This window comes from Paenibacillus oleatilyticus (assembly GCF_018998565.1).
GTDB lineage: Bacteria > Bacillota > Bacilli > Paenibacillales > NBRC-103111 > Paenibacillus_G > Paenibacillus_G oleatilyticus.
In genome coordinates this window covers 50,047-69,603 of record NZ_JAHNZO010000030.1, presented here as the reverse complement: position 1 = coordinate 69,603, position 19,557 = coordinate 50,047, and the positions used below count along the sequence as shown (strand labels likewise).

The window sequence follows — 19,557 nt, the reverse complement described above, 5'->3', positions numbered from 1 at the left end:
GGGGCTTGAAAAATGAATCTGTTTTATATTATCATTTCAGTTTCTATTGGTGCAGTCGGGCAAATATTATTAAAATTCGGGGCGACAAGATCAAATTTTGATTCTCAGAACTTTATGGCTTTTTTAAATGTATATAACGTTTTAGGACTATTATTTTATGGTTTAAGTGCATTGCTTTGGATGATTATATTACGGAAGGTTGAACTTAGCTACGCTTATCCCTTGGTTAGTTTAGGATATATTTTAGTATTTTTTGCTTCGTACTTTTTATTCCATGAATCAATTAGTTTTATGCGAATAGTTGGATTGGTAGTTGTTTTGGTTGGAATTGTTATTGTTGCAAAATCATAATGTTAGGAGAAAATATAATGTTTTTTTACGTTTCTTTACCGTTTATTTGCTGGTTTTTGGCTGGATCGCTGAAATTTATAATTAATTACCTTTTTCACAGAAACGGTGCATTTTCACTTATTGGAAATGGTGGTTTCCCGAGTACTCATACTACTGTTGTTTCTGGTATGGTCTTTTATATAGGGTTAAAAGAAGGAGTCGATACTCCTTTTTTTGGATTGGGTGTAACCTTTTTAATTATTACAATAATTGATGCTTTAGGTATTAGAAGATCGTTGGGTAAACACGCCAAAATTATAAATATTCATACGGAAACAATGAATTCTGGAGAAGAAAAATTGAGAGAAAGGCAGGGGCATAACATTTATGAGATTCTAGGTGGTTTATTATTAGGATTTTTTATTGCTATCGGAATTAAGATAATAAATTAATTAACAACTGCCTTTGTCAGATAAAATTTTATCCAATTCATATAGAAAGAAAGAGTTTCCTTGGATTGATTAATTAAATGAGGTGTTTTTAGAAAAATGTCCAGATCTTTACTGAAAAAAATATTAACATATATTATACTGTTTTCTTTTTCTTGTTTTGTAGTTTCTACTATTATTAAATCTATAATGCCTGATTATGAGTTCCTCGTAAATTCAAAGTTGATTCATGATAAAAAAGTTGAAGTGTCTACATACCAAAAAAATGGTTTAGTAAAAAACATGGATTTTATTTCGGATAATCTTTATCACGTTTCTTTTTCAAAAGAAATATTAAAAGATGAGCTTGAATTAACAATAAATTTTGATGATTTGGGTAAAATTATAAAAGTTACAGCAGAAAAAAATAAGATGTTAGTAAAAGAAACTATATTCTATGATATCCAAGAAAAAACAATACCTAATTCGGGTTATGAAGGTTTTTCAGTTATTAAGATCGGTTCTTTCTTAAATGGTTATAAATTTGCGATTACTGTATTTTTTTCATTATTATTTTGTTTTTTCCTTGCTCTAATATTTAGAAAAGAAAGAATTCATATTTTAATTTATTCTCCCTCAATCCTCAAATACTTCAACAAATATGATGTCGTATTATTGATATTATCTTTGCTTGTCACGTTCTTTCTTGTAGTTGGTGTAGATGCTATCGGTATTTATAATGCTCTTAAAATAAATTCTTTAGGATTAGATATTTATCAATTTCAAATTAATAAACGTGCATATACACATTTTGAATACACGGAGTTTGCTTACAATCCAAGTATGTTATTAGGTTGGACTCCTATCGTTTATGTTTGGGACTTAATTTTTGGTAATTTTAATTCGTTAAGAGGTTATCCTTATTTTCAAATAGGGATATTTAAAATTATGAATTTATTATTCGGCCTATTGACAGCGTTGTCCATACTTTCATTTTTAATCGACAAAAAAGTTATTTCTGACTGGAAAAAAATTAAGGTATCTTTATATTTAAGTCTATTTAATCCGGTTTTTTACTACATTGCTATTTTGTTTGTGCAAGTCGACACTTTACCAATGTATCTAATAATTATTGGTTTACTTTTGATGCATAAAACTCATTCTCCTTATCTATCGGTATTTGTTATATCATTAGGTTTATTGACAAAACTTCAACTATTCCTTTTTTATCCAGTCATTCTTATAACATTGCTCTTCATTATTTTTTCCGAACAGATGTCATTTAGACTTAAAATAAAACGCTTTTGTCTAAGTTTTCTTCTTCATTTGAGTGTATTGGCTTTATTTTTCGTAGTGCCTAGTCAAAATGGGAGCCCTATGTATGTATTTCTTAATAGTTTCAAACAAACAGAACGTATTTGGTGGACAGTAGTTCAATACTCTCCTCAACTATTTTTATTCTTATCAATAGTTCTACCCTTGACAGTTCTACTTATAAATTATTATTTTTTGCATAGTAAAATATCTACAGAAAAAATTATAATTAATGGGATATTACTTATTGGTTCACTTGATTATATGTTTAATTTTACAATTATGCACAGTCCTTCAATTCTTCTTCATACAACCGGTGCTTTTGTAATTTTATATGCAACCTCTAAAGACTTTGTTTCAAAAATTTACATTTTTTCTGTTTCTCTATTATCGGTTTTTTCTTATTTTTTTATGGACTTTGGAGATATAAGCCGAATTTGGAGAGGCTGGAATGCAGCACCGTTATTTTGGACAAAAATACAAAGTTTAGGTGAAGGGGATACGGTCAAAATGATTTCCGCTGTATTTACTATTTCCAATACAGCCATGCTGGCATTAGGGATTATTTTCCTACTAAAAGGGGTGCATTTTTTAAAGAGTATTAAAAAACATGAGGAATATAGCTCTGAATTAATGTAATAAAAATGATCCATAATTAAGAAGCTCTGTACAAAAAGTGTAATGATTGGGGATCTATTAATTTTAAGTAAAAGAACGCTTATGACTGACCACTCCTTAGAAATATAATGGCCCCCCTAGGTTATTTGTGAAAATCTAGGGGGTGTATTTTTATGCCGGTTAAAAGGACGAAAGTAACAACTATTCAGAGAATCTAAAGGCAAAAGCCATTCAGTACACGTAGAGGAAAAGTGGGCGTATCGAAAACAACGATTACTTTGGATAAAAAACGTACGAATAAATGATGAGGTAATCCGGGAGACTAGATCAGCGAGGAAGATGGTAGCAATAGGGATAAACCAATTTACAGTCCTGTTCGTATGGTGCTCGGAGCCTGATCATCCAGGAACGGCTTTAACAATCGGATCGCGAAACGGTCGAAACGATCGTAGAAAACCTGTACCCCAATACTTCCAGGTTTGGCGGGCTAAGGTGATCCGCTGCTTTATTCATCCCTCATGACCAACTTTCGCAAGCGGCTAAGCGGGCAGGCAACTGCTGAAGTAAATGAGAAGATCGCCGTGGAGGTTACCTAGGCGAAAGAAGGGTGAAACTATAACGACGAACACGGCCTCACGTAGAAAAGTTCCTCACCGGGTCCGAATCAGGGGATACTGTGTTCAATGCGACTTGCGAACTGGCCGCCATCGAGACATTGCGTTGTTAAAACGAAGTTAATGAGAAGCTCGAATCACCCCTAAATTCGAAGTATGCAGGCAAAAGAAAGAAGCCGCGAACATCTTGTGAAGTGGACAGACGGGCGTGATGGATTTGGAAACCCGCCTTCCACTTCTTTTCGTCTTTGCTTTCAATATACTGGAAGTCATAACATTCACGCACGCTTTGCGCTGTAATGCTTTTTTCTTCAGGCTTTACTTGATCTTATTTATTTTTCCAAACATGTATTTTCCTATTTTCCATTTATTTGCCACCCATAAAACAAAAATCGAGCCACTTATCGTAAACACAAAAGTAGATAGTATATAGAATTCTACTAAAAACGTATTTCTTAGAGTACTAAAATAATACTTTGTTGTAACATTAGATATAAAAATAAAAAAAGGCTGTAAAAAATAAATTCCAATCGAATAACTACTTATCCAGATTAGAACTTTTTTCAATCTTTGATTTATTACATCTGCTAAATAAAATAAAACAATGATTACAGTTATTGTATAAAAAAGTATATCGATTCTTTTTGAACTTAGGATACTAATAGTATTATTCCAATGAAAAAACAACATAGTTAGGGCCGTTAAAACAGGACAAAAAATAATAAGATTTATATTTTTATTTATAAAATATTTGACCTCTTTGTAATATATACCGCCATAATAACCGAGAACAAAGTAAAAAATCCACGCAAGTAATAATAAATCATAATGTTTCCAGATAAATGATGCATTTGGTTCGGGTGGATTAATTAAATTAAAATTTAAAAGATACAAGAAATTAATTGAAAATGTTGAAATAATTATTGATTTTGTTGAATAGCGCTTAATAATATATTTAACGAAAAAAATATGAAAGATATAGAATTGGAAAATAACTAATATAAAAAAACTAATAAATTCGAAATTTCCTAAGTACGTTATAAATCTACCGATGAAGCTTTCGCTAAATAATGAAATAATCACTCCGTATAAAATGCTAGTCACTATATACGGTGTAAAAATAAATAAAAATCTCTTTTTCAGAAAATGCTTAGGAATGTTATTTTTGTACGTATAAGATGTTATAAATTCAGACATAAATGTAAAAGCAGGAGTGCCAAACATTAATATTATTTGTAATGTTTGAAGGGTCATTTCTTTAAAAGGACTAATGTCGGCTCCGATTGTATAAACGCTTGATAATATATGGATAATAACAATGGATAAACAAGATACAGCCCTTAAAATATAGATCTCTTGTACTCCCTGCTTCGGTTGGTTTGGTAAATTAGCTTGTTCAAAATAACGTAGTCCTTTATTTTTTAAGAGTTTATAAGTGTGTTGGAAAACAACATATAAATATAATAAAATTATACAGGCAAATAAGCAAAAACCACTTATAGCTATTTTCGATTTGAAAGAATAGTATTTGCTTGGTTCAATTCTTGTAAATTGAAGGTGTTCATTATTAGAGTAGAGATCAATTTTTTTTTGAATTACTCCATTAACAGCAATTTCAACATTACCTGAGTATGGATGAGAAGTAAAACCTATCGATGCGAAGTTTTTAATATAACCATCCCATCTATAAATTGAAGGTTGCATTTTATACGAAACAGGTGTTTCACGAATTAACTCCCAATTTGGTGGCAGTTCAAAGTTTTTAAGAGCAATTTCTTTATTATCAATTTCAAAGTATTTAATCCATACTTCTGTTCCCTTCGATAAAGCATTTTGGGTACCAGTTGCAATTATTTCAATTGATGTTTTTTTTGGAAAATTTAGTGATATTTTATTAATTCCAATTGCAACTAAAAGGCTTAAAATTAAAATAAAAATGTAAAGATGTTTTTTTGTTAAACAGTTCTTTATCTGAAGAAACATCTTGAAAATAAAAGGAGTGAAAATAGTTGCAAAAAATGAAAGTGACAACAATGCTTTAATGTTATATGTTTCCAAATATTGAGGAAAAGTAATATATAAATAAGAATATCCAATCAAGAGTGCTAAAAAAAATGTTATTATCCATAAAAATTTGGCCATTGTAAATTTCCTTATCATAGTTAGTTTATAAGTTTGTTTGTTATCGAAAATTTAGTTTGACCCGAGCTATTTATTTCACGAAGCTCTTTGTCATACATATCTTTGCATTATACCATGTAAATCAATCGTAGAATATCGTACAAAAATAACATTTTTCAGAGAAGCAACGTAGGATAGTAAGTAGAATTGAACTATACGTTTAGATAGAGTTGCAAACTAAAAATAACCTTAAAATATAAAGAATCGTAATATATTGTTTATATTAACGAGAATAATATTTTTATTAAAAAAAAGTTTTTTAACCTCATCGAAGGTGCGAATCAATAATGAAAAATCTGGCTTTCAGGATTTACTTCTTGTTTTCGGGCAAGAATGAATCTTATTGATTTTATGGGAAGTTTAAATTGCTCATAACTTTGATTTCAATAAATTTGTAAAATTCATTAAGTTAAGAGGTAGTTTATTCCCGAAAAGGTTTGAGGGGGAGAATTAGAGAGTCTTAGGGGGATAGCTTGTCTCATGGTTGTTTTAGGACATTATTTGTTTGCTTTCTACCCTGCATCTGTGCTTGGTGATATTAATCTTGTGCACTCTAGGTTTGATATTTTGTTGGCAAAAATGTCCCTAAAATGGTTTGTTATGGAATCTTTGCAGTCTGTATTTTTTCATACCTTAGTGGTTATGTTTTAAGTATTAAGTATTCAAAATAAAGATTCCAATGGATTATCGTCATCAGCAATTAGACGATACCCAAGACTATTGATCCAAGTTCTAATCTCAGTATGAGTCTCATATGCTTACTTAAATTCAATCTTTATATAGTACAAGCAAGATCACTTTTTCAGATTTGATTTTCTAAAATAAATAAATACATAGTTTGAGTTTTTTTCACACAAGTATTCAAACGTAGTTGTAATATGTTATATTGTATTAGAGCTACTATCATTGGAGTACTTTGTTTTTGTTTTGTGAGGTGAGTAAATGGTACGTCAGAGCCAAGGTTTTTTATCGCAAATTTATTCTTTAACTGACTTTATTTGCGTGCAGCTTATTTTCTTGTTTTCATGGTGGCTTAAATTTAAAAGTGGATTGATTCCATTTGACGATGATCGGCTCCCATTTCAAAATTATGTAGTATGGGGCTTAATTTACGGGGGAATTGCAATATTTCTAAGTTACGCCTTTAATTTCTATACCCCGAAAAGAAGAAAAAAATTTTCTTATGAATTATTCACTATTGTTCAAGTTTACACAATAAGCTTACTTATTTTGTTAAGTTTTTTGTTCATATTTAAGGCAATTGATATTTCGCGTTCGTTCCTTTTCTTATTTTTAGTAAATAGCATACTCGCCATCAGCTTTTACCGCTATATCCTTAAGATATCTTTGAAACGTTTGAGGCAGAAGGGATACAATAAACAATTCGTACTAATTCTTGGTGCCGGTTCGATCGGGAAAAGGTTTTACCGGAATTTACTACAGTACCCCGAATTAGGTTACGAAGTAGTGGGTTTCCTGGATGATTTTCATGATTGTCATGAAGTCGGTTTTGAAAACTACAAGCCTATTCTTGGACGGGTCGATGAGCTTGAGGCCATTCTGGAGACGACATTAATTGATGAAGTGATCATTGCTTTACCATTGGACGCTCATCATAAGTTCGGAAAAATTATTAATATTTGTGAAAAGGCCGGAGTCAAAACGTTAATTATTCCCGATTATTTTGATTACCTTCCGTCCAAGCCGTATTTTGATAATTTCGCAGGCATTCCTTTAATTAATGTCAGGGATATTCCGCTGGATGAATTCAGAAATCGTTTTTTCAAACGTGCCTTTGATATTGCATTTTCATTAGCTGCCATTCTTATTACACTGCCATTATTAATCCTTATTACTATCGGTGTGAAGATCACTTCTCCGGGTCCGGTTATTTTTAAGCAGGAACGTGTCGGTTTAAACAGACGGAATTTTATGATGTATAAATTCCGTTCGATGCGAGTACAAACGGAGCAATCTTCCGATACCCAATGGACGACAGAAAATGATCCGCGCAAAACAAAGTTCGGTACGTTCTTGAGAAAAACGAGCTTGGATGAACTGCCGCAGTTTTTCAATGTATTGTTCGGACATATGAGTGTTGTCGGGCCCCGGCCGGAACGACCGTATTTCGTTGAACAATTTAAAGAAGAAATTCCGAAGTATATGGTGAAGCATCACATTCGCCCCGGGATTACCGGCTGGGCTCAGTCCAACGGGCTGCGTGGCGATACATCTATAGAGGACCGGATCAAGTACGATATTTTCTACATTGAGAATTGGAGCTTTTTGTTCGACATCAAGATTATTTGGAAGACCATCATTAATGGCTTTGTTAATAAAAATGCATATTAAGCCCTACTCCTATAACCAACCGGTTATAGGAGTTTTTATTTCCCCGCCAACCTTGTCTGCATAATTGGCCAAGTCCCCACATAGACATGGTATCAATCTGGATTGATTATGTGGTGGAGGGGATGAGACGATGCGGCGGTTCACGTGGGTGGTGGCCCTTGTGATGGTTTGTTTAAGCCTGGTAGTGTCCGGGTGCGGCAAAAAGGATGCAGGATCGGTAGTAAAGGAATTGGACGGTGTGATGAGCAAGCTGCAGAGCTATCACGGAAAAGGGCAGATGACGCTGCGCACGGGGCAGGATCCTCAAGAATACGATGTGGAGGTTAGCTTCCAGGCCCCTTCGTTTTACCGGATTTCGCTGACGAATGCGAAGAAGGATATTACGCAAATTGTGCTGCGCAACGATGACGGAGTATTCGTGCTGACGCCGCATTTGAACAAAAGCTTCCGATTCCAAAGCGATTGGCCGGAGAATCAAGGCCAAGTTTACTTATACCAGTCGCTCGTCCAAAGCATTCTGATGGATAATGAACGGCATTTTACGTCGGACGAGAAGGCGTATGTATTCGATGTAGTGGCGAATTACCAGAACGGCTCCCTGGCGCGGCAGAAGGTGTGGCTGGACAAGAGAAACTATGCTCCGCAGCATGTGGAAGTGTCGGATGCCAACTCCAATGTGATGGTCATTGTGAAATTCGACCAATTTGAGTTCGGTACGAAGTTTGAGAAGGATCAGTTTGATATGCAGCGCAATATGACGGGCTGGAACCTGAAGACGCTGCCCACGATGATGCAAGAGGATTCGAAAGCCGCTGAGAAATCGGGAGCTACCGATTCCAAGGCCGGCACAGGGGCAGCGAGCGGCAAAGGAACGGTGACCGGTAACGGTACAGGGAAAGGAACAAACGGAACCGCTACGGGACAAGGGTCGGGATCTGATGCAAAAAGCGACGCAGCGGGCACGAGCAAAGGCAATACAGCAGGCACAGCTGCAGGTGACAGCAAAGGTGCTGCCGCACCCGGAACCAGCAGTGATAGCACGAAGACGAGCAGCGCCAACGGCAGCCAAGGCACGGCGGCAGACGCCGGAAGCGAGAAGGCTACTGCAGCCAACGGGACGCAGGCGGCAGCCACAGGCGCCAAAAAAGACACCTCCAAGCAGCAATCGTTCGGCATCATTGAACCGCGTTACATGCCGAGCGGCGTGAAGAAACAAGACGTGACGGAGCTTAAGCTGGGTGAAGATCAAGCGGTGATGCTCCGCTACTCCGGCAAATACAACTATACGCTGATGGAGTCGCGTCCGCAGGTACAGACGGTGTCGGTCCTGCCGGGGGATATTTTGGATCTGGGCTTTACGCTCGGTGTTGTGACCGGGGATGCGAAGAAAACATTGACCTGGACCTACGACGGTATCGAATTCCGCTTATCTACAGGGGACTTGCCCGAGACGGAGATGATTAAGGTGGCGCAAGCGGTGCAAGGGGAAATCGGTAAATAATAACCAAAAACTGACGGGCGCGATGTTACTATTTTGTTCGTTGACAGGGCCCTGCGGTACGCATTACCATGATCATATGAATTTTTAAGCGGGAAGCTTCTTTACAGGCGCAAGCTATGGCCTCGTAAGCGGCTTCCCTTGATTTTATGAGACCGAAGAAGGTGGATCAGGTGGATTCGTTTTACCGGCCGACCCGGGTGGAAATTTCATTGGATGCGCTGCGCCATAATTTGGGCGAGTTTCGACGGGTGCTTCCGGAGCATGTACGTATGATGGCAGTCGTCAAGGCGGATGCCTATGGACACGGAGCGGTGGAGGTATGCCGGGAGGCGCTGCAGTGCGGCGTGGAATATATTGCGGTCGCTTTTTTGGATGAGGGTTTGGAGCTTCGGCAAGCAGGTATTACAGCCCCGATCCTCGTATTGGGCTATACGCCCCCGGAAGGGCTGGAAACCGCATGGGCCCATGGGATTACGCTCAATATATATACCCATGAGCTGCTGGACGCGTGGGAACGACTAGGGGCAAAGGAGCGCCCGTTAAACATTCATATTAAGATCGACTCCGGAATGAACCGGCTCGGGTTAACGGATGCGGAAGAAGCGATCGTGCTGATCGAACGGGCGATGCGGACACCGGGGATTCGGGTGGAAGGGTTGTTTACCCATTTTGCTTGCGCGGATGAAACGGACAAGAGCTACACGCTTGAGCAGTACGGCCGATTCGAGCAGGTCGTTGATCATTTTACGCAAAAAGGAATTCAATTTCCGTACGTTCACGCCGGGAACAGCGCTGCGGGGATCGATACGCCGAATTTATCCTTCAACATGGTACGGCTCGGGATCGCGATGTATGGATTGTATCCGTCCGAAGAGGTGAATAAGCAGCAGGTTGATTTGCAGCCGGTAATGAGCATCAAATCCAGCGTCGTCATGGTGAAGCAAGTGCCTGAGGGTTCAGGTATCAGCTATGGCATCGTGTACCGGACGCAGGGTGAAGAGACGATTGCGACGCTGCCGATCGGGTACGCGGACGGCTTTTCCCGAATGCTGACCGGCAAGGCGCAAGTATTGATTCGAGGGCGGCGGGTCCCCGTAGTAGGAAGAATTTGTATGGATCAATGCATGCTGAATGTATCCGAAATGCCTGATATCCAAATGGGCGAAGAAGTGGTAATTCTGGGCGGTCAGAGTGAAGACCGGATTACGGCGGAAGAGCACGCCGCTTGGCTCGGAACGATCAATTACGAGGTCGTCTGCATGATTTCGCATCGGGTGCCCCGAGTGTATATAAAGGCAGGCTGCGCTGCACGGTCAGTGAATCCGCTGCTGCGGCACGTATGGGAGCCGGAGGCATAATAAAGGCTCCGCCGCCTCTACAAACTCTTCGCGGAAGACCATACTTTTTGTCCAAAAAAAGAACTGGCTGCATTTTCCATTGAATTTTTCCTCCTAACATGAGAGGATTTTCTTGGTTTGCCGCGAATAAGTATAGAGGCAAAATGCTGCGGAGCGCGTCAAGGTATAACATATATGCTATACCTTCGGCATATATTGATTTTGTATATTTTATCTGGAAGTTTGCCATAATGGAAATAGGTTCTTGTATGTTTTTGGGGGTGCATGTATAGGTGGCGGGTGCGCATAACACGAAGCGAATCATGATCAGCTTGCCGGATTATTTGCTGCAGGAAGTCGATCATCTGGTGGAGAAGGAAAATTCCAACCGCAGCGAGTTTATCCGTCAGGCGATGAAGCTTTACTTGTTGGAGCGTAAGAAACGGCATTTGCGCGAATCGATGCAACGCGGCTATATGGAAATGGCTAAGATCAACCTGAACATGGCCTCGGAAGCGTTTCAGGCGGAGGAAGAAGCGGACAATACGCTGGACCGCCTGGTAAGCGGGGTGTGACGCTTGATTGTCAAACGTGGCGATGTTTTTTTCGCGGATCTTTCACCGGTCGTCGGTTCGGAGCAGGGCGGCATTCGGCCCGTACTGATCATTCAGAATGATATCGGCAATCGCTTCAGTCCTACGGTGATCGTAGCGGCGATTACGGCGCAGATTCAAAAAGCCAAGCTGCCGACGCATGTGGAGATTGACGCGGAAGCGCACGGTTTTGACAGGGATTCGGTCATCCTGCTGGAGCAGATTCGGACCATCGATAAGCAGCGCCTGACGGACAAAATCACGCACTTGGATGAGGAAACCATGCGCAAGGTCGATGAAGCTTTGCAAATAAGCGTAGGTCTGATTGAGTTTTAACATGCTGACGAGGCGGGGGTGCGGGTACCCTCGCTTTTTTATGTCTGGGAGGAGAAAAGTCGGATGGCAAAAGAGAAAACGGGTCAGACGGAAGAAGTTCGGGCGGTTGTGGAACTGACGGAAGAGATGAAAGCGGCGATTCAGGAACGCATTCTGAAGCAGATCGCGTCCGAGCTGCAAATCGCCGCAGGCCGGGTGAAGACGACGGTCGGTCTGCTGGATGAGGGGAATACGATTCCTTTTATCGCCCGGTACCGGAAAGAAATGACCGGAGAGCTCGACGAAAATCAGCTGCGGGACATTGAAGAGCGGCTGACGTATTTGCGCAATCTGGAGGACCGGAAGCTGGAGGTCATCCGTCTGATCGACGAGCAGGGCAAGCTGACGGCCGAGCTGCGTACGGCGATCGAGCAGTCGGTCAAGTTGCAGGAAGTCGAGGACTTGTACCGCCCGTATCGGCAGAAGCGCAAGACGCGCGCCAGCGTGGCGAAGGAGAAGGGGCTCGAGCCTCTGGCGCTCTGGATTCAGACGCAGCCCAAGCAGGGCGATCTGCTTGCCGAAGCGGGCAAGTATGTCAGCGAGGAGAAAGGCGTTCAGACGGCCGAGGAAGCCGTACAAGGCGCGATGGATATCATTGCGGAGCAAATCGCCGACGATGCGAAAATCCGCGCTTGGGTGCGCCGTCACACGTTTGAGCAGGGCATCCTGCGGACCGAAGCCAAGGACGCCGAGCAAGAATCCGTCTACGAGATGTATTACAGCTACCAGGAGCCGGTCCGCAAGCTACCGCCGCACCGGATTCTCGCGATCAATCGCGGAGAACGGGAAGAAGTGCTGAAGGTGGCGCTGGACGTTCCGGTCGAGCGGATTCACGAGTATATCGCGAAGCAAGTGCTCAAGGGGCCTTCCATCGTTCGCGACACATTGACGGCTGTCATTGAAGATGCGTACAAACGGCTGATCGCCTCGTCCATCGAGCGCGAAGTGCGCAATGAAATGACGGAGAAGGCCGAGGAAAAAGCGATCGAGGTATTCGCCGAAAATTTGCGCAATCTGCTGCTTCAGCCGCCGGTCAAGGGCAAGGTGGTGCTTGGCGTCGATCCCGCGTACCGGACAGGCTGCAAGCTGGCTGTCGTCGACGATACGGGCAAAATGTTGGAGATCGCCGTCACATACCCGACGCCTCCGAACAATAAAGTAGCGGAAGCGAAAGCGACGTTCAAGCGTCTGATCGACGCTTACCGCGTCGAATTGATCGTCATTGGCAACGGGACGGCGTCCCGCGAGACGGAACAATTCGTGGCCGAGCTGATCAGCGAGATAAAGCAGCGGAAGCTGCAGTATTTGATCGTCAACGAAGCCGGGGCGAGCGTCTATTCGGCTTCCAAGCTGGCGCAGACGGAGTTCCCGGACTTGGACGTAGCGGAACGGAGCGCGATCTCCATCGCGCGGCGGCTGCAGGACCCGCTGGCGGAGCTGGTCAAAATCGAGCCGAAAGCGATCGGTGTTGGCCAATACCAGCATGACGTCACGCAAAAAAGGCTCGAAGAGAGCCTGAAGTTCGTCGTTGAGTCGGCGGTAAACCATGTGGGCGTGGACGTGAACACGGCGTCGCCGTCGCTGTTGTCCTATGTGTCGGGCGTGAACAGTACGCTGGCCAAAAATATCGTAAAATACCGCGACGACAACGGGAAATTTACGAGCCGGGCGCAGCTGCAAAAGGTTCCTCGGCTCGGAGCGAAGGCGTTCGAGCAGTGCGTCGGCTTTTTGCGGATCGCTGAAGGCAGCAATCCGCTGGATAATACGCCGATCCACCCGGAGTCATACGAGGTGGTCGACAAGCTGTTCCGCGAGCTGAAGCTGGAACTGTCGCAGCTTGGCAGTGCCGAACTGAAAGCCATGCTGCAAAGCCTGGAGCCGGAGGAGCTCGCTCCGAAGCTTGGCGTCGGGGTGCCGACGCTGCGCGACATTCTCGATTCGCTGCAGCGGCCGGGACGCGATCCGCGGGAGGAGCTGCCGGCGCCGATTTTCCGCACGGACGTGCTGCAGATCGAAGATTTGAAGCCGGGCATGGAGCTGCAGGGAACCGTGCGCAACGTGATCGATTTCGGCGCTTTCGTCGATATTGGCATCAAAAACGACGGGCTCGTTCATATTTCGCAGTTAAGCAATTCCTACGTGAAGCATCCGATGGACGTCGTGTCCGTAGGGGATGTCGTGACGGTATGGGTGCTCAACGTCGACCTGAAAAAGGGCCGCGTCGGGCTAACGATGAAAAAGCCTTCTTAAGCATAAAATAGAGCATAAGCCGGAGAAAAAGGATGTAGCGGAAGCTGCGTCCTTCGCTCTGGCGTATGCTCTATTTGTTTTTGAGCGTGAGCTCATCTTTTATTGAAGCTGGGATGTCGTGGGGTCCGTCTCGCTTTTGCGGGTGCGGTAAAAAAACCAGCAATCGTTCAACAAACGGATTTGCCGGCGGTTTTTGTTGTAAAATGCCCGCATCAGCTGGTTGCAAAGCCATTGTGGCAACACCATCAGTCCCTTCCCGTCTAGCTGCCGTACACAATACAGCATATGGGCGGGAGCCGTTTCGGGTGCAGGTCCTTTTTAAGCGAAGTCTTGTTCCTCTTCGTACCACTGCTCAAGCTGTGCCTGAAGCGCGCGAATCTCGGTCAAGAGGGAGATGAGCGGATATTCTTTTTCCTGCTCTTGGATTGCGCTGAACGTCTGTTCCAAACGGTTGATGTAGTCCAGACCGTGCTGGAGCGTATAGTCCGGATGAACAAGCTCAAGTCCGTCGAATTCCGCGATGAACACCGGCAGTTTGGGAGCATTGGGGGTCGTCAGCTTGTCCAGCTCCTTATGCAGCCGCTGATTAAGCGCGGCCAGTTGGTACATATGGGTAGCGGGCATTTCCACGAATTCGATCCGGTCCTCCAGCTTAAGCAGAGCGCATTTCTTTTTGAACATCGGGTTAAACTCCTCTCTATGGGTCAAAGGGACGATTTGTCCGAAGCAATTCCAGATTCCTACTTGACAGTTTAGCCTAACCTGCGGTTACAATTCAAGAGAGAAACGAAGAGAAACCAGAGAGTAAGGGTGGGAAAACGATGGATGACCGACAGCTGCAGCTGTGGGTAGAGCAAATATCGCTGTCGTCGTTTGGGTGTCCTTTTTTGCATCGGGCGAGGTTCAACCGGAGATTAAGGTCAACGGGAGGGCGCTATTTCACCCGGACGCACGATATCGAGATCAGCTGGCTGCAGTATGAACAGTTCGGAGCCGCGGACGTGGAGAAGATTATTAAGCATGAATTGTGCCATTACCATCTGCATTTGTTGGGCGGAGGGTACCAGCACCGGGATGACGATTTCAAGCGGCTGCTGGCCAAGGTCGGGGGGACGCGCTATTGCCGGTCGCTCCCGCAGGAGCTGAAGCGTACCGAGCCTTACCGGTACAAGCTCGTTTGTACAAGCTGCAGCGCGGAGTATATGCGTAAACGCAAGACCGATCCGAAGAAATACGTCTGCGGTTTCTGCAAAGGCAAGTTAAAATTGCTTGCCCTTGACTTACAGCCGCATTCATGATAAATTAAAAATTGTCTTTCCCCGATAGCTCAGTTGGTAGAGCACTCGACTGTTAATCGAGTTGTCACAGGTTCGAGTCCTGTTCGGGGAGCCATTCTTTCTTTGGAGAGATACCCAAGTGGCTCAAGGGGACCCTCTGCTAAGGGGTTAGACTGCGTAAGTGGTGCGAGGGTTCGAATCCCTCTCTCTCCGTAGATCATAAACGAAACCGCCGAAAGGCGGTTTTTTATTGTCTACGGAGAGACGAAGAGGGATTCGAACCCGAGGCGGCCATGCGCCGCGAAGTCTCGCAAGCGGAGCGCGAGTATCCCTCTCTCTCTCCGCCATACATAAAAAGACCGGCTACCTGAAAAGGATAAACTTAGGCTGTTGAAAAGTGAGCTTTTACAAAAATAGAGAAGAAACGTAGGTGGGGTATCCACTGGAGAAGCGATAACGGCCGCCTTTGTCATCGGGAAATGTCCGCTACTTAGCGGCTTCCAATCAAATTTCCCGATGACAACAGCGGTCGGAAGTGGATACCCCACCCCTTCGTAACCTCTATAATCCCATTTGAACACTTTCTCAATACTCTGCGGCTACCTGAAAAGGGTGGCCTTTTTATGTATGGCGTGGAGAGAGATGAGAACCGGAGGTTCGTCGGAGCGGCAGCTATGTGCCGCGAAGTCACCGGGCTAAATCCATTTTTTCCACTTAAAAATGGCCCACAAGGAGATCGTAACAACGATCATGACGATCCAAACGTATGCGTACCCGAAGCTCCAGTTGAGCTCGGGGATATTCTTGAAATTCATACCGTACAAACCAACGATACAGGTCAGCGGGAGAAAAATCGAGCTGATAATGGTCAGCGTCTTCATGATCTCGTTCATACGGTCCGATTTAATGCTCATTTGCAGCTCAAGCAGGCCGGTGAGCGATTCCCGAAATACGTCCAAGGAATCGACAACGCGGGAAATATGATCGTAGATGTCGATAAAATAGACATCCGCTTCCTGGCGAATATACGGGAAGCTCTGATGCGTTATCGTACCCAGCATCGTTTTCTCTTCGGCGATAATGCGACGGAGACGATGCATTTTTCGTTTCGATTTAAATATTTCTCGGGATACGTGGACGTAAGGATTACGGTAAATCATTTGCTCCAAGCGGTCGACGCGGTCCTCGATCTGATTGATGATGTCGGTATAGTCGTCGACACAGCGGTCTAATAGTAAATATAAGATGCGTCCGCAATGCTCCATGCTGCCTTCGACCTGCAAGAAATGCTTTTGGAGCTCGTCGAAAAAAGGAAGAGGCTCTCTACAAATGGTAATGACAAAATTTTTACCGACCACGATAGCGATTTCGGCCGTAGTAAGCTGCTTGTCGACCACGGCAAAAAACGTGATGAAGACATGGTCTTTGTACCGGTCCATTTTGGGACGCTGATTCAGCTTGATGCAATCCTCAACCACAAGCGGGTGGCAATGAAACTGATGTTTAAGTACGTGTTCCACCTGCTTTGCTTCGGGAGCTGTCATATGGAGCCAGACGTTCTCGTTGTCGCCCGGAACTCGGGCTGCCTGTTCCGTAACCTGACCGGTAGCATGGTTGAATACCAGCATCGAATACACCTCTGTAGGGGAATGGGGTCCTTTTGCAGTTGATTGTAACATATGGGGGGATTACCTCCAAAAAGGCGAAAAATTTTTTTCGCAAAAGGGGCTTGTCAAGCTCATCCCATTCCGCTATAATAACACTTGTCGCTCAAAAAGGCGGCGATCATAAACAGCATGGCCCGTTGGTCAAGGGGTTAAGACACCTCCCTTTCACGGAGGTAACAGGGGTTCGAATCCCCTACGGGTCATAGATAGTAGGGGTGAGAACCCTCGGGTTCGTCGGAGCATAAGCTTCGGCAGGAACCGCTTCGCAGTCTCGGAGTGAAACGGAGAGTATCCCCTACGGGTCATAGATAGTAGGGATGAGAACCCTCGGGTTCGTCGGAGCATAAGCTTCGGCAGGAACCGCTTCGCAGTCTCGAAGTGAAACGGAGAGTATCCCCTACGGGTCATAGATAGTAGGGGCGAGAACCCGCCGGGCTTCCCCCTACAGTAACCTGCGGTTGTGGTGGAATGGCAGACACGCTATCTTGAGGGGGTAGTGGGCGTACGCTCGTGGAGGTTCGAGTCCTCTCAACCGCATCACAAAGAGAAAGAGCTTGCATCCAAACGGATGTGGGCTCTTTCTCTTTTTTAGCATAAAACTATCAGCGGTGCAAACTTTTCATGCAGTTCATCATGCGGAAAGCTAAAACCGGTCGCGCCAGCCGCTTTCCCAGCGGTCGTATTCCTCCTGCGCGGCTTCTTTGGTATGCCCGTACTTCTCCTGAAGCTTCCCGAGGAGCTTTTCCTTTTCCCCGTTAATAACGTCGAGGTCGTCATCGGTAAATTTGCCCCATTGCTTTTGCGCTTCGCCCTTCAACTGCCTCCATTTTCCTTTTAAAACGTTGGTATCCATTCGAATCAGCTCCTTTGGAAGAAATGTACTATGCATTTAACCCGGCTGTCCGCTCATTGAAACAAGTTCTTTAGGGAAACGAAGCATTGTTTGGCCTTATCGCCGTTCGGGTAATCAAGGAAGGAAGTCAGACTTCCATAACCGAAAGGAGATGTTCCCATGTTGAAGACGGAGCAACTGGAAGAGCAGATCATGAAGGTGCTGGATGCGAATGACGTCTGCGCGTTCGGTACGGTCGACGGCACTCGGCCGAAGATTCGGTACATGGTGTTGTTTCACGAAGGACTCACGGTGTATTTGGCGACCAACAGCCGAACGGACAAAGTGGATGAGCTGCGGGAAAATGCAAACGTATTTGTCCTGACAGGGTATGACGGAACGCCTACGTCCGAAATCGTACAGATGGAAGCGACAGCGAAGTTATGTACGGATAACCGCATGCGGGAGAAGTTGTGGAACGACGAGCTCAGCCGCTGGTTTGACGGGCCGCACGACCCGGAATATGTCGTTCTTGAAGTGGAACCGACAAGAATCGAATATATCAAAGGCGAAGCTGAACCGCAGGTGTGGCAAAAATAACTTGGTCCGTCGGGACAAGCAGGGAGGGATGGGAGTGTTCAAACGTATTCATAAGCTTGCGATCGAGCTTCCGAAGCCGAAACACGCCGACCCGAATGCGGCGGCAGCCGTTCAGGAGCTGCTGGGTGGGAGATTCGGGGAAATGTCGACGCTGAATAATTATATGTTTCAGTCGTTTAATTTTCGCAGGAAAACAAAGCTGAAGCCCTTCTACGATCTGGTGTGCAGTATTACGGCCGAGGAATTCGGCCACGTCGAGCTGGTTACGAATGCTATCAACCTGTGCTTGACCGGGTCTACGCAGCCGACCGATCCGAATGCGGCGCCGATGATGGACGCGCTTGATAAGCGGAACTCGCACCATTTTATCGCCTCGGCGCAAACGGCTTTGCCGTTGGACTCCATGGGCAAAGGTTGGTCAGGGGATTACGTGTTCAACAGCGGCAATCTGGTGCTGGACCTGCTGCACAATTTCTTCTTGGAATGCGGGGCGAGGACGCATAAAATGCGCGTGTATGAAATGACGGACCATCCTGTGGCGCGTGAAATGGTCGGTTATCTGCTCGTTCGCGGCGGCGTGCATGTCGTTGCCTATGCCAAGGCGCTGGAAATCGCGACTGGAGTCGATATGACGAAGCTTGTTCCGGTGCCCAACCTGAGCAACCGGGCGTTCGAAACAACCCGAAAATACGAGGAACAGGGTCTTCATCGCAAGCTGTACCGTTTCAGCGACGACGCTTATGAGGGGATACGGCAAATCTGGAAAGGTTCTCACCCGGAGGACGGCCAACCGTTGGAAGTGGTTGACGGTACGCCGGAAGGCGGACCCGTTCCGGAGCTGGACGAGGTACAGGAAGAATTTGCTCCGGGCATCGGCCCCGACGAGTTTATGGAGATTGCGAGAAGGCTTCAGCGGTCTGCGGGAATGTAAAGGCGAGAGTCTAAACTTGTGGGCTGCTTCCGTTTCCCTCGGAACAGATTCGCTTCTTGTGTCTGTTACCGGCGTTTCCGGGGGAAATACTCTGCTAAAGGATGCCACTTTACTTTTTCCTGCGAAACCTATACAATGAATAGTACATCCGCGGTTGTGGTGGAATGGCAGACACGCTATCTTGAGGGGGTAGTGGGCGTACGCCCGTGGAGGTTCGAGTCCTCTCAACCGCATATTCAAGTAGCCTACTGATCGTGCAAAGCCCTGAATCTTCAGGGCTTTTTGCTTTTTCCGGACAAATAAAAAATATTTTTTTTCGTTTAGCGTCAAACCGTTTTCGCTTTGGCGGCGTTTCCT

Annotated in this window: 17 protein-coding genes and 5 tRNA genes; 17 read left to right on the top strand and 5 right to left on the bottom strand. The window is 44.5% G+C overall.

Going from position 1 to position 19,557, the window contains the following annotated elements:
* The first annotated feature begins 12 nt into the window (after positions 1-12).
* The 3 genes from KQX66_RS29185 (at position 13) to KQX66_RS29175 (ending at position 2,711) form a co-directional block, all read left to right on the top strand.
* The gene (locus tag KQX66_RS29185; RefSeq protein ID WP_216796471.1) at positions 13-351 is read left to right on the top strand and encodes an EamA family transporter; all 339 of its coding nucleotides are present in this window, start codon (positions 13-15) and stop codon (positions 349-351) included.
* A gap of 17 nt (positions 352-368) precedes the next feature.
* A complete protein-coding gene (locus KQX66_RS29180; protein WP_216796469.1) occupies positions 369-782 on the top strand; it encodes a divergent PAP2 family protein in 414 nt (137 codons plus the stop codon).
* A gap of 96 nt (positions 783-878) precedes the next feature.
* Positions 879-2,711, top strand: coding sequence for a putative hexosyltransferase (locus tag KQX66_RS29175; RefSeq protein ID WP_216796467.1), 1,833 nt, complete (start codon positions 879-881; stop codon positions 2,709-2,711).
* Between the two features lie 911 nt (positions 2,712-3,622).
* On the opposite strand, the gene KQX66_RS29170 is transcribed toward KQX66_RS29175, so the two are convergent.
* Positions 3,623-5,446 carry an acyltransferase family protein gene (locus KQX66_RS29170; RefSeq protein WP_216796465.1) on the bottom strand — a complete coding sequence of 608 codons (1,824 nt, stop codon included), beginning with the start codon at positions 5,444-5,446 and terminating at the stop codon, positions 3,623-3,625.
* A 981-nt stretch (positions 5,447-6,427) separates the two neighbouring features.
* Between KQX66_RS29170 and KQX66_RS29165 the strand changes: the two genes are divergently transcribed.
* From KQX66_RS29165 to KQX66_RS29140, 6 genes are all read left to right on the top strand, one after another.
* A complete protein-coding gene (locus KQX66_RS29165) occupies positions 6,428-7,837 on the top strand; it encodes an undecaprenyl-phosphate glucose phosphotransferase (protein WP_216796463.1) in 1,410 nt (469 codons plus the stop codon).
* Between the two features lie 130 nt (positions 7,838-7,967).
* Positions 7,968-9,338, top strand: a complete 1,371-nt coding sequence (locus tag KQX66_RS29160) for an outer membrane lipoprotein-sorting protein (protein ID WP_216796461.1) — start codon at positions 7,968-7,970, stop codon at positions 9,336-9,338.
* A gap of 170 nt (positions 9,339-9,508) precedes the next feature.
* A complete protein-coding gene (gene alr, locus KQX66_RS29155; RefSeq protein ID WP_216796538.1) occupies positions 9,509-10,696 on the top strand; it encodes an alanine racemase in 1,188 nt (395 codons plus the stop codon).
* A gap of 272 nt (positions 10,697-10,968) precedes the next feature.
* Positions 10,969-11,250, top strand: a complete 282-nt coding sequence (locus tag KQX66_RS29150) for a CopG family ribbon-helix-helix protein (RefSeq protein ID WP_010494551.1) — start codon at positions 10,969-10,971, stop codon at positions 11,248-11,250.
* A gap of 3 nt (positions 11,251-11,253) precedes the next feature.
* Positions 11,254-11,604, top strand: coding sequence for a type II toxin-antitoxin system PemK/MazF family toxin (locus KQX66_RS29145; RefSeq protein ID WP_010494553.1), 351 nt, complete (start codon positions 11,254-11,256; stop codon positions 11,602-11,604).
* A 63-nt stretch (positions 11,605-11,667) separates the two neighbouring features.
* Positions 11,668-13,893, top strand: coding sequence for a Tex family protein (locus tag KQX66_RS29140; RefSeq protein WP_284439857.1), 2,226 nt, complete (start codon positions 11,668-11,670; stop codon positions 13,891-13,893).
* A 99-nt stretch (positions 13,894-13,992) separates the two neighbouring features.
* On the opposite strand, the gene cmpA is transcribed toward KQX66_RS29140, so the two are convergent.
* Both cmpA and KQX66_RS29130 read right to left on the bottom strand, forming a co-directional pair.
* The gene (gene cmpA / locus KQX66_RS29135) at positions 13,993-14,139 is read right to left on the bottom strand and encodes a cortex morphogenetic protein CmpA (RefSeq protein ID WP_010494556.1); all 147 of its coding nucleotides are present in this window, start codon (positions 14,137-14,139) and stop codon (positions 13,993-13,995) included.
* Positions 14,140-14,211: 72 nt separating this feature from the next.
* Positions 14,212-14,574: a hydrolase/acyltransferase gene (locus tag KQX66_RS29130; protein WP_216796459.1), complete on the bottom strand. Its 363-nt coding sequence runs from the start codon at positions 14,572-14,574 to the stop codon at positions 14,212-14,214.
* Positions 14,575-14,714: 140 nt separating this feature from the next.
* On the opposite strand from KQX66_RS29130, the gene KQX66_RS29125 reads away from it, so the two are divergent.
* From KQX66_RS29125 to KQX66_RS29115, 3 genes are all read left to right on the top strand, one after another.
* Positions 14,715-15,191, top strand: a complete 477-nt coding sequence (locus KQX66_RS29125; RefSeq protein ID WP_216796457.1) for a SprT family protein — start codon at positions 14,715-14,717, stop codon at positions 15,189-15,191.
* 18 nt (positions 15,192-15,209) lie between these two features.
* A tRNA-Asn gene (locus KQX66_RS29120) sits at positions 15,210-15,285 on the top strand.
* Between the two features lie 10 nt (positions 15,286-15,295).
* Positions 15,296-15,383: transfer RNA gene (locus KQX66_RS29115), tRNA-Ser, on the top strand.
* Positions 15,384-15,865: 482 nt separating this feature from the next.
* On the opposite strand, the gene corA is transcribed toward KQX66_RS29115, so the two are convergent.
* Positions 15,866-16,798 carry a magnesium/cobalt transporter CorA gene (gene corA, locus KQX66_RS29110; RefSeq protein WP_216796449.1) on the bottom strand — a complete coding sequence of 311 codons (933 nt, stop codon included), beginning with the start codon at positions 16,796-16,798 and terminating at the stop codon, positions 15,866-15,868.
* A 170-nt stretch (positions 16,799-16,968) separates the two neighbouring features.
* Between corA and KQX66_RS29105 the strand changes: the two genes are divergently transcribed.
* Positions 16,969-17,040 (top strand) — tRNA-Glu (locus KQX66_RS29105).
* A gap of 251 nt (positions 17,041-17,291) precedes the next feature.
* A tRNA-Leu gene (locus tag KQX66_RS29100) sits at positions 17,292-17,374 on the top strand.
* A gap of 106 nt (positions 17,375-17,480) precedes the next feature.
* Here KQX66_RS29100 and KQX66_RS29095 read toward each other — a convergent pair.
* Entirely contained in the window at positions 17,481-17,690 is a 210-nt protein-coding gene (locus KQX66_RS29095) for a CsbD family protein (protein ID WP_216796447.1), read from the bottom strand.
* 159 nt (positions 17,691-17,849) lie between these two features.
* On the opposite strand from KQX66_RS29095, the gene KQX66_RS29090 reads away from it, so the two are divergent.
* The 3 genes from KQX66_RS29090 (at position 17,850) to KQX66_RS29080 (ending at position 19,433) form a co-directional block, all read left to right on the top strand.
* Positions 17,850-18,269: a pyridoxamine 5'-phosphate oxidase family protein gene (locus KQX66_RS29090; RefSeq protein ID WP_216796444.1), complete on the top strand. Its 420-nt coding sequence runs from the start codon at positions 17,850-17,852 to the stop codon at positions 18,267-18,269.
* A 34-nt stretch (positions 18,270-18,303) separates the two neighbouring features.
* Complete coding sequence (locus tag KQX66_RS29085) at positions 18,304-19,200, top strand: manganese catalase family protein (protein WP_308647296.1); 897 nt, start codon at positions 18,304-18,306, stop codon at positions 19,198-19,200.
* A 150-nt stretch (positions 19,201-19,350) separates the two neighbouring features.
* Positions 19,351-19,433 (top strand) — tRNA-Leu (locus KQX66_RS29080).
* Positions 19,434-19,557: the final 124 nt, after the last annotated feature.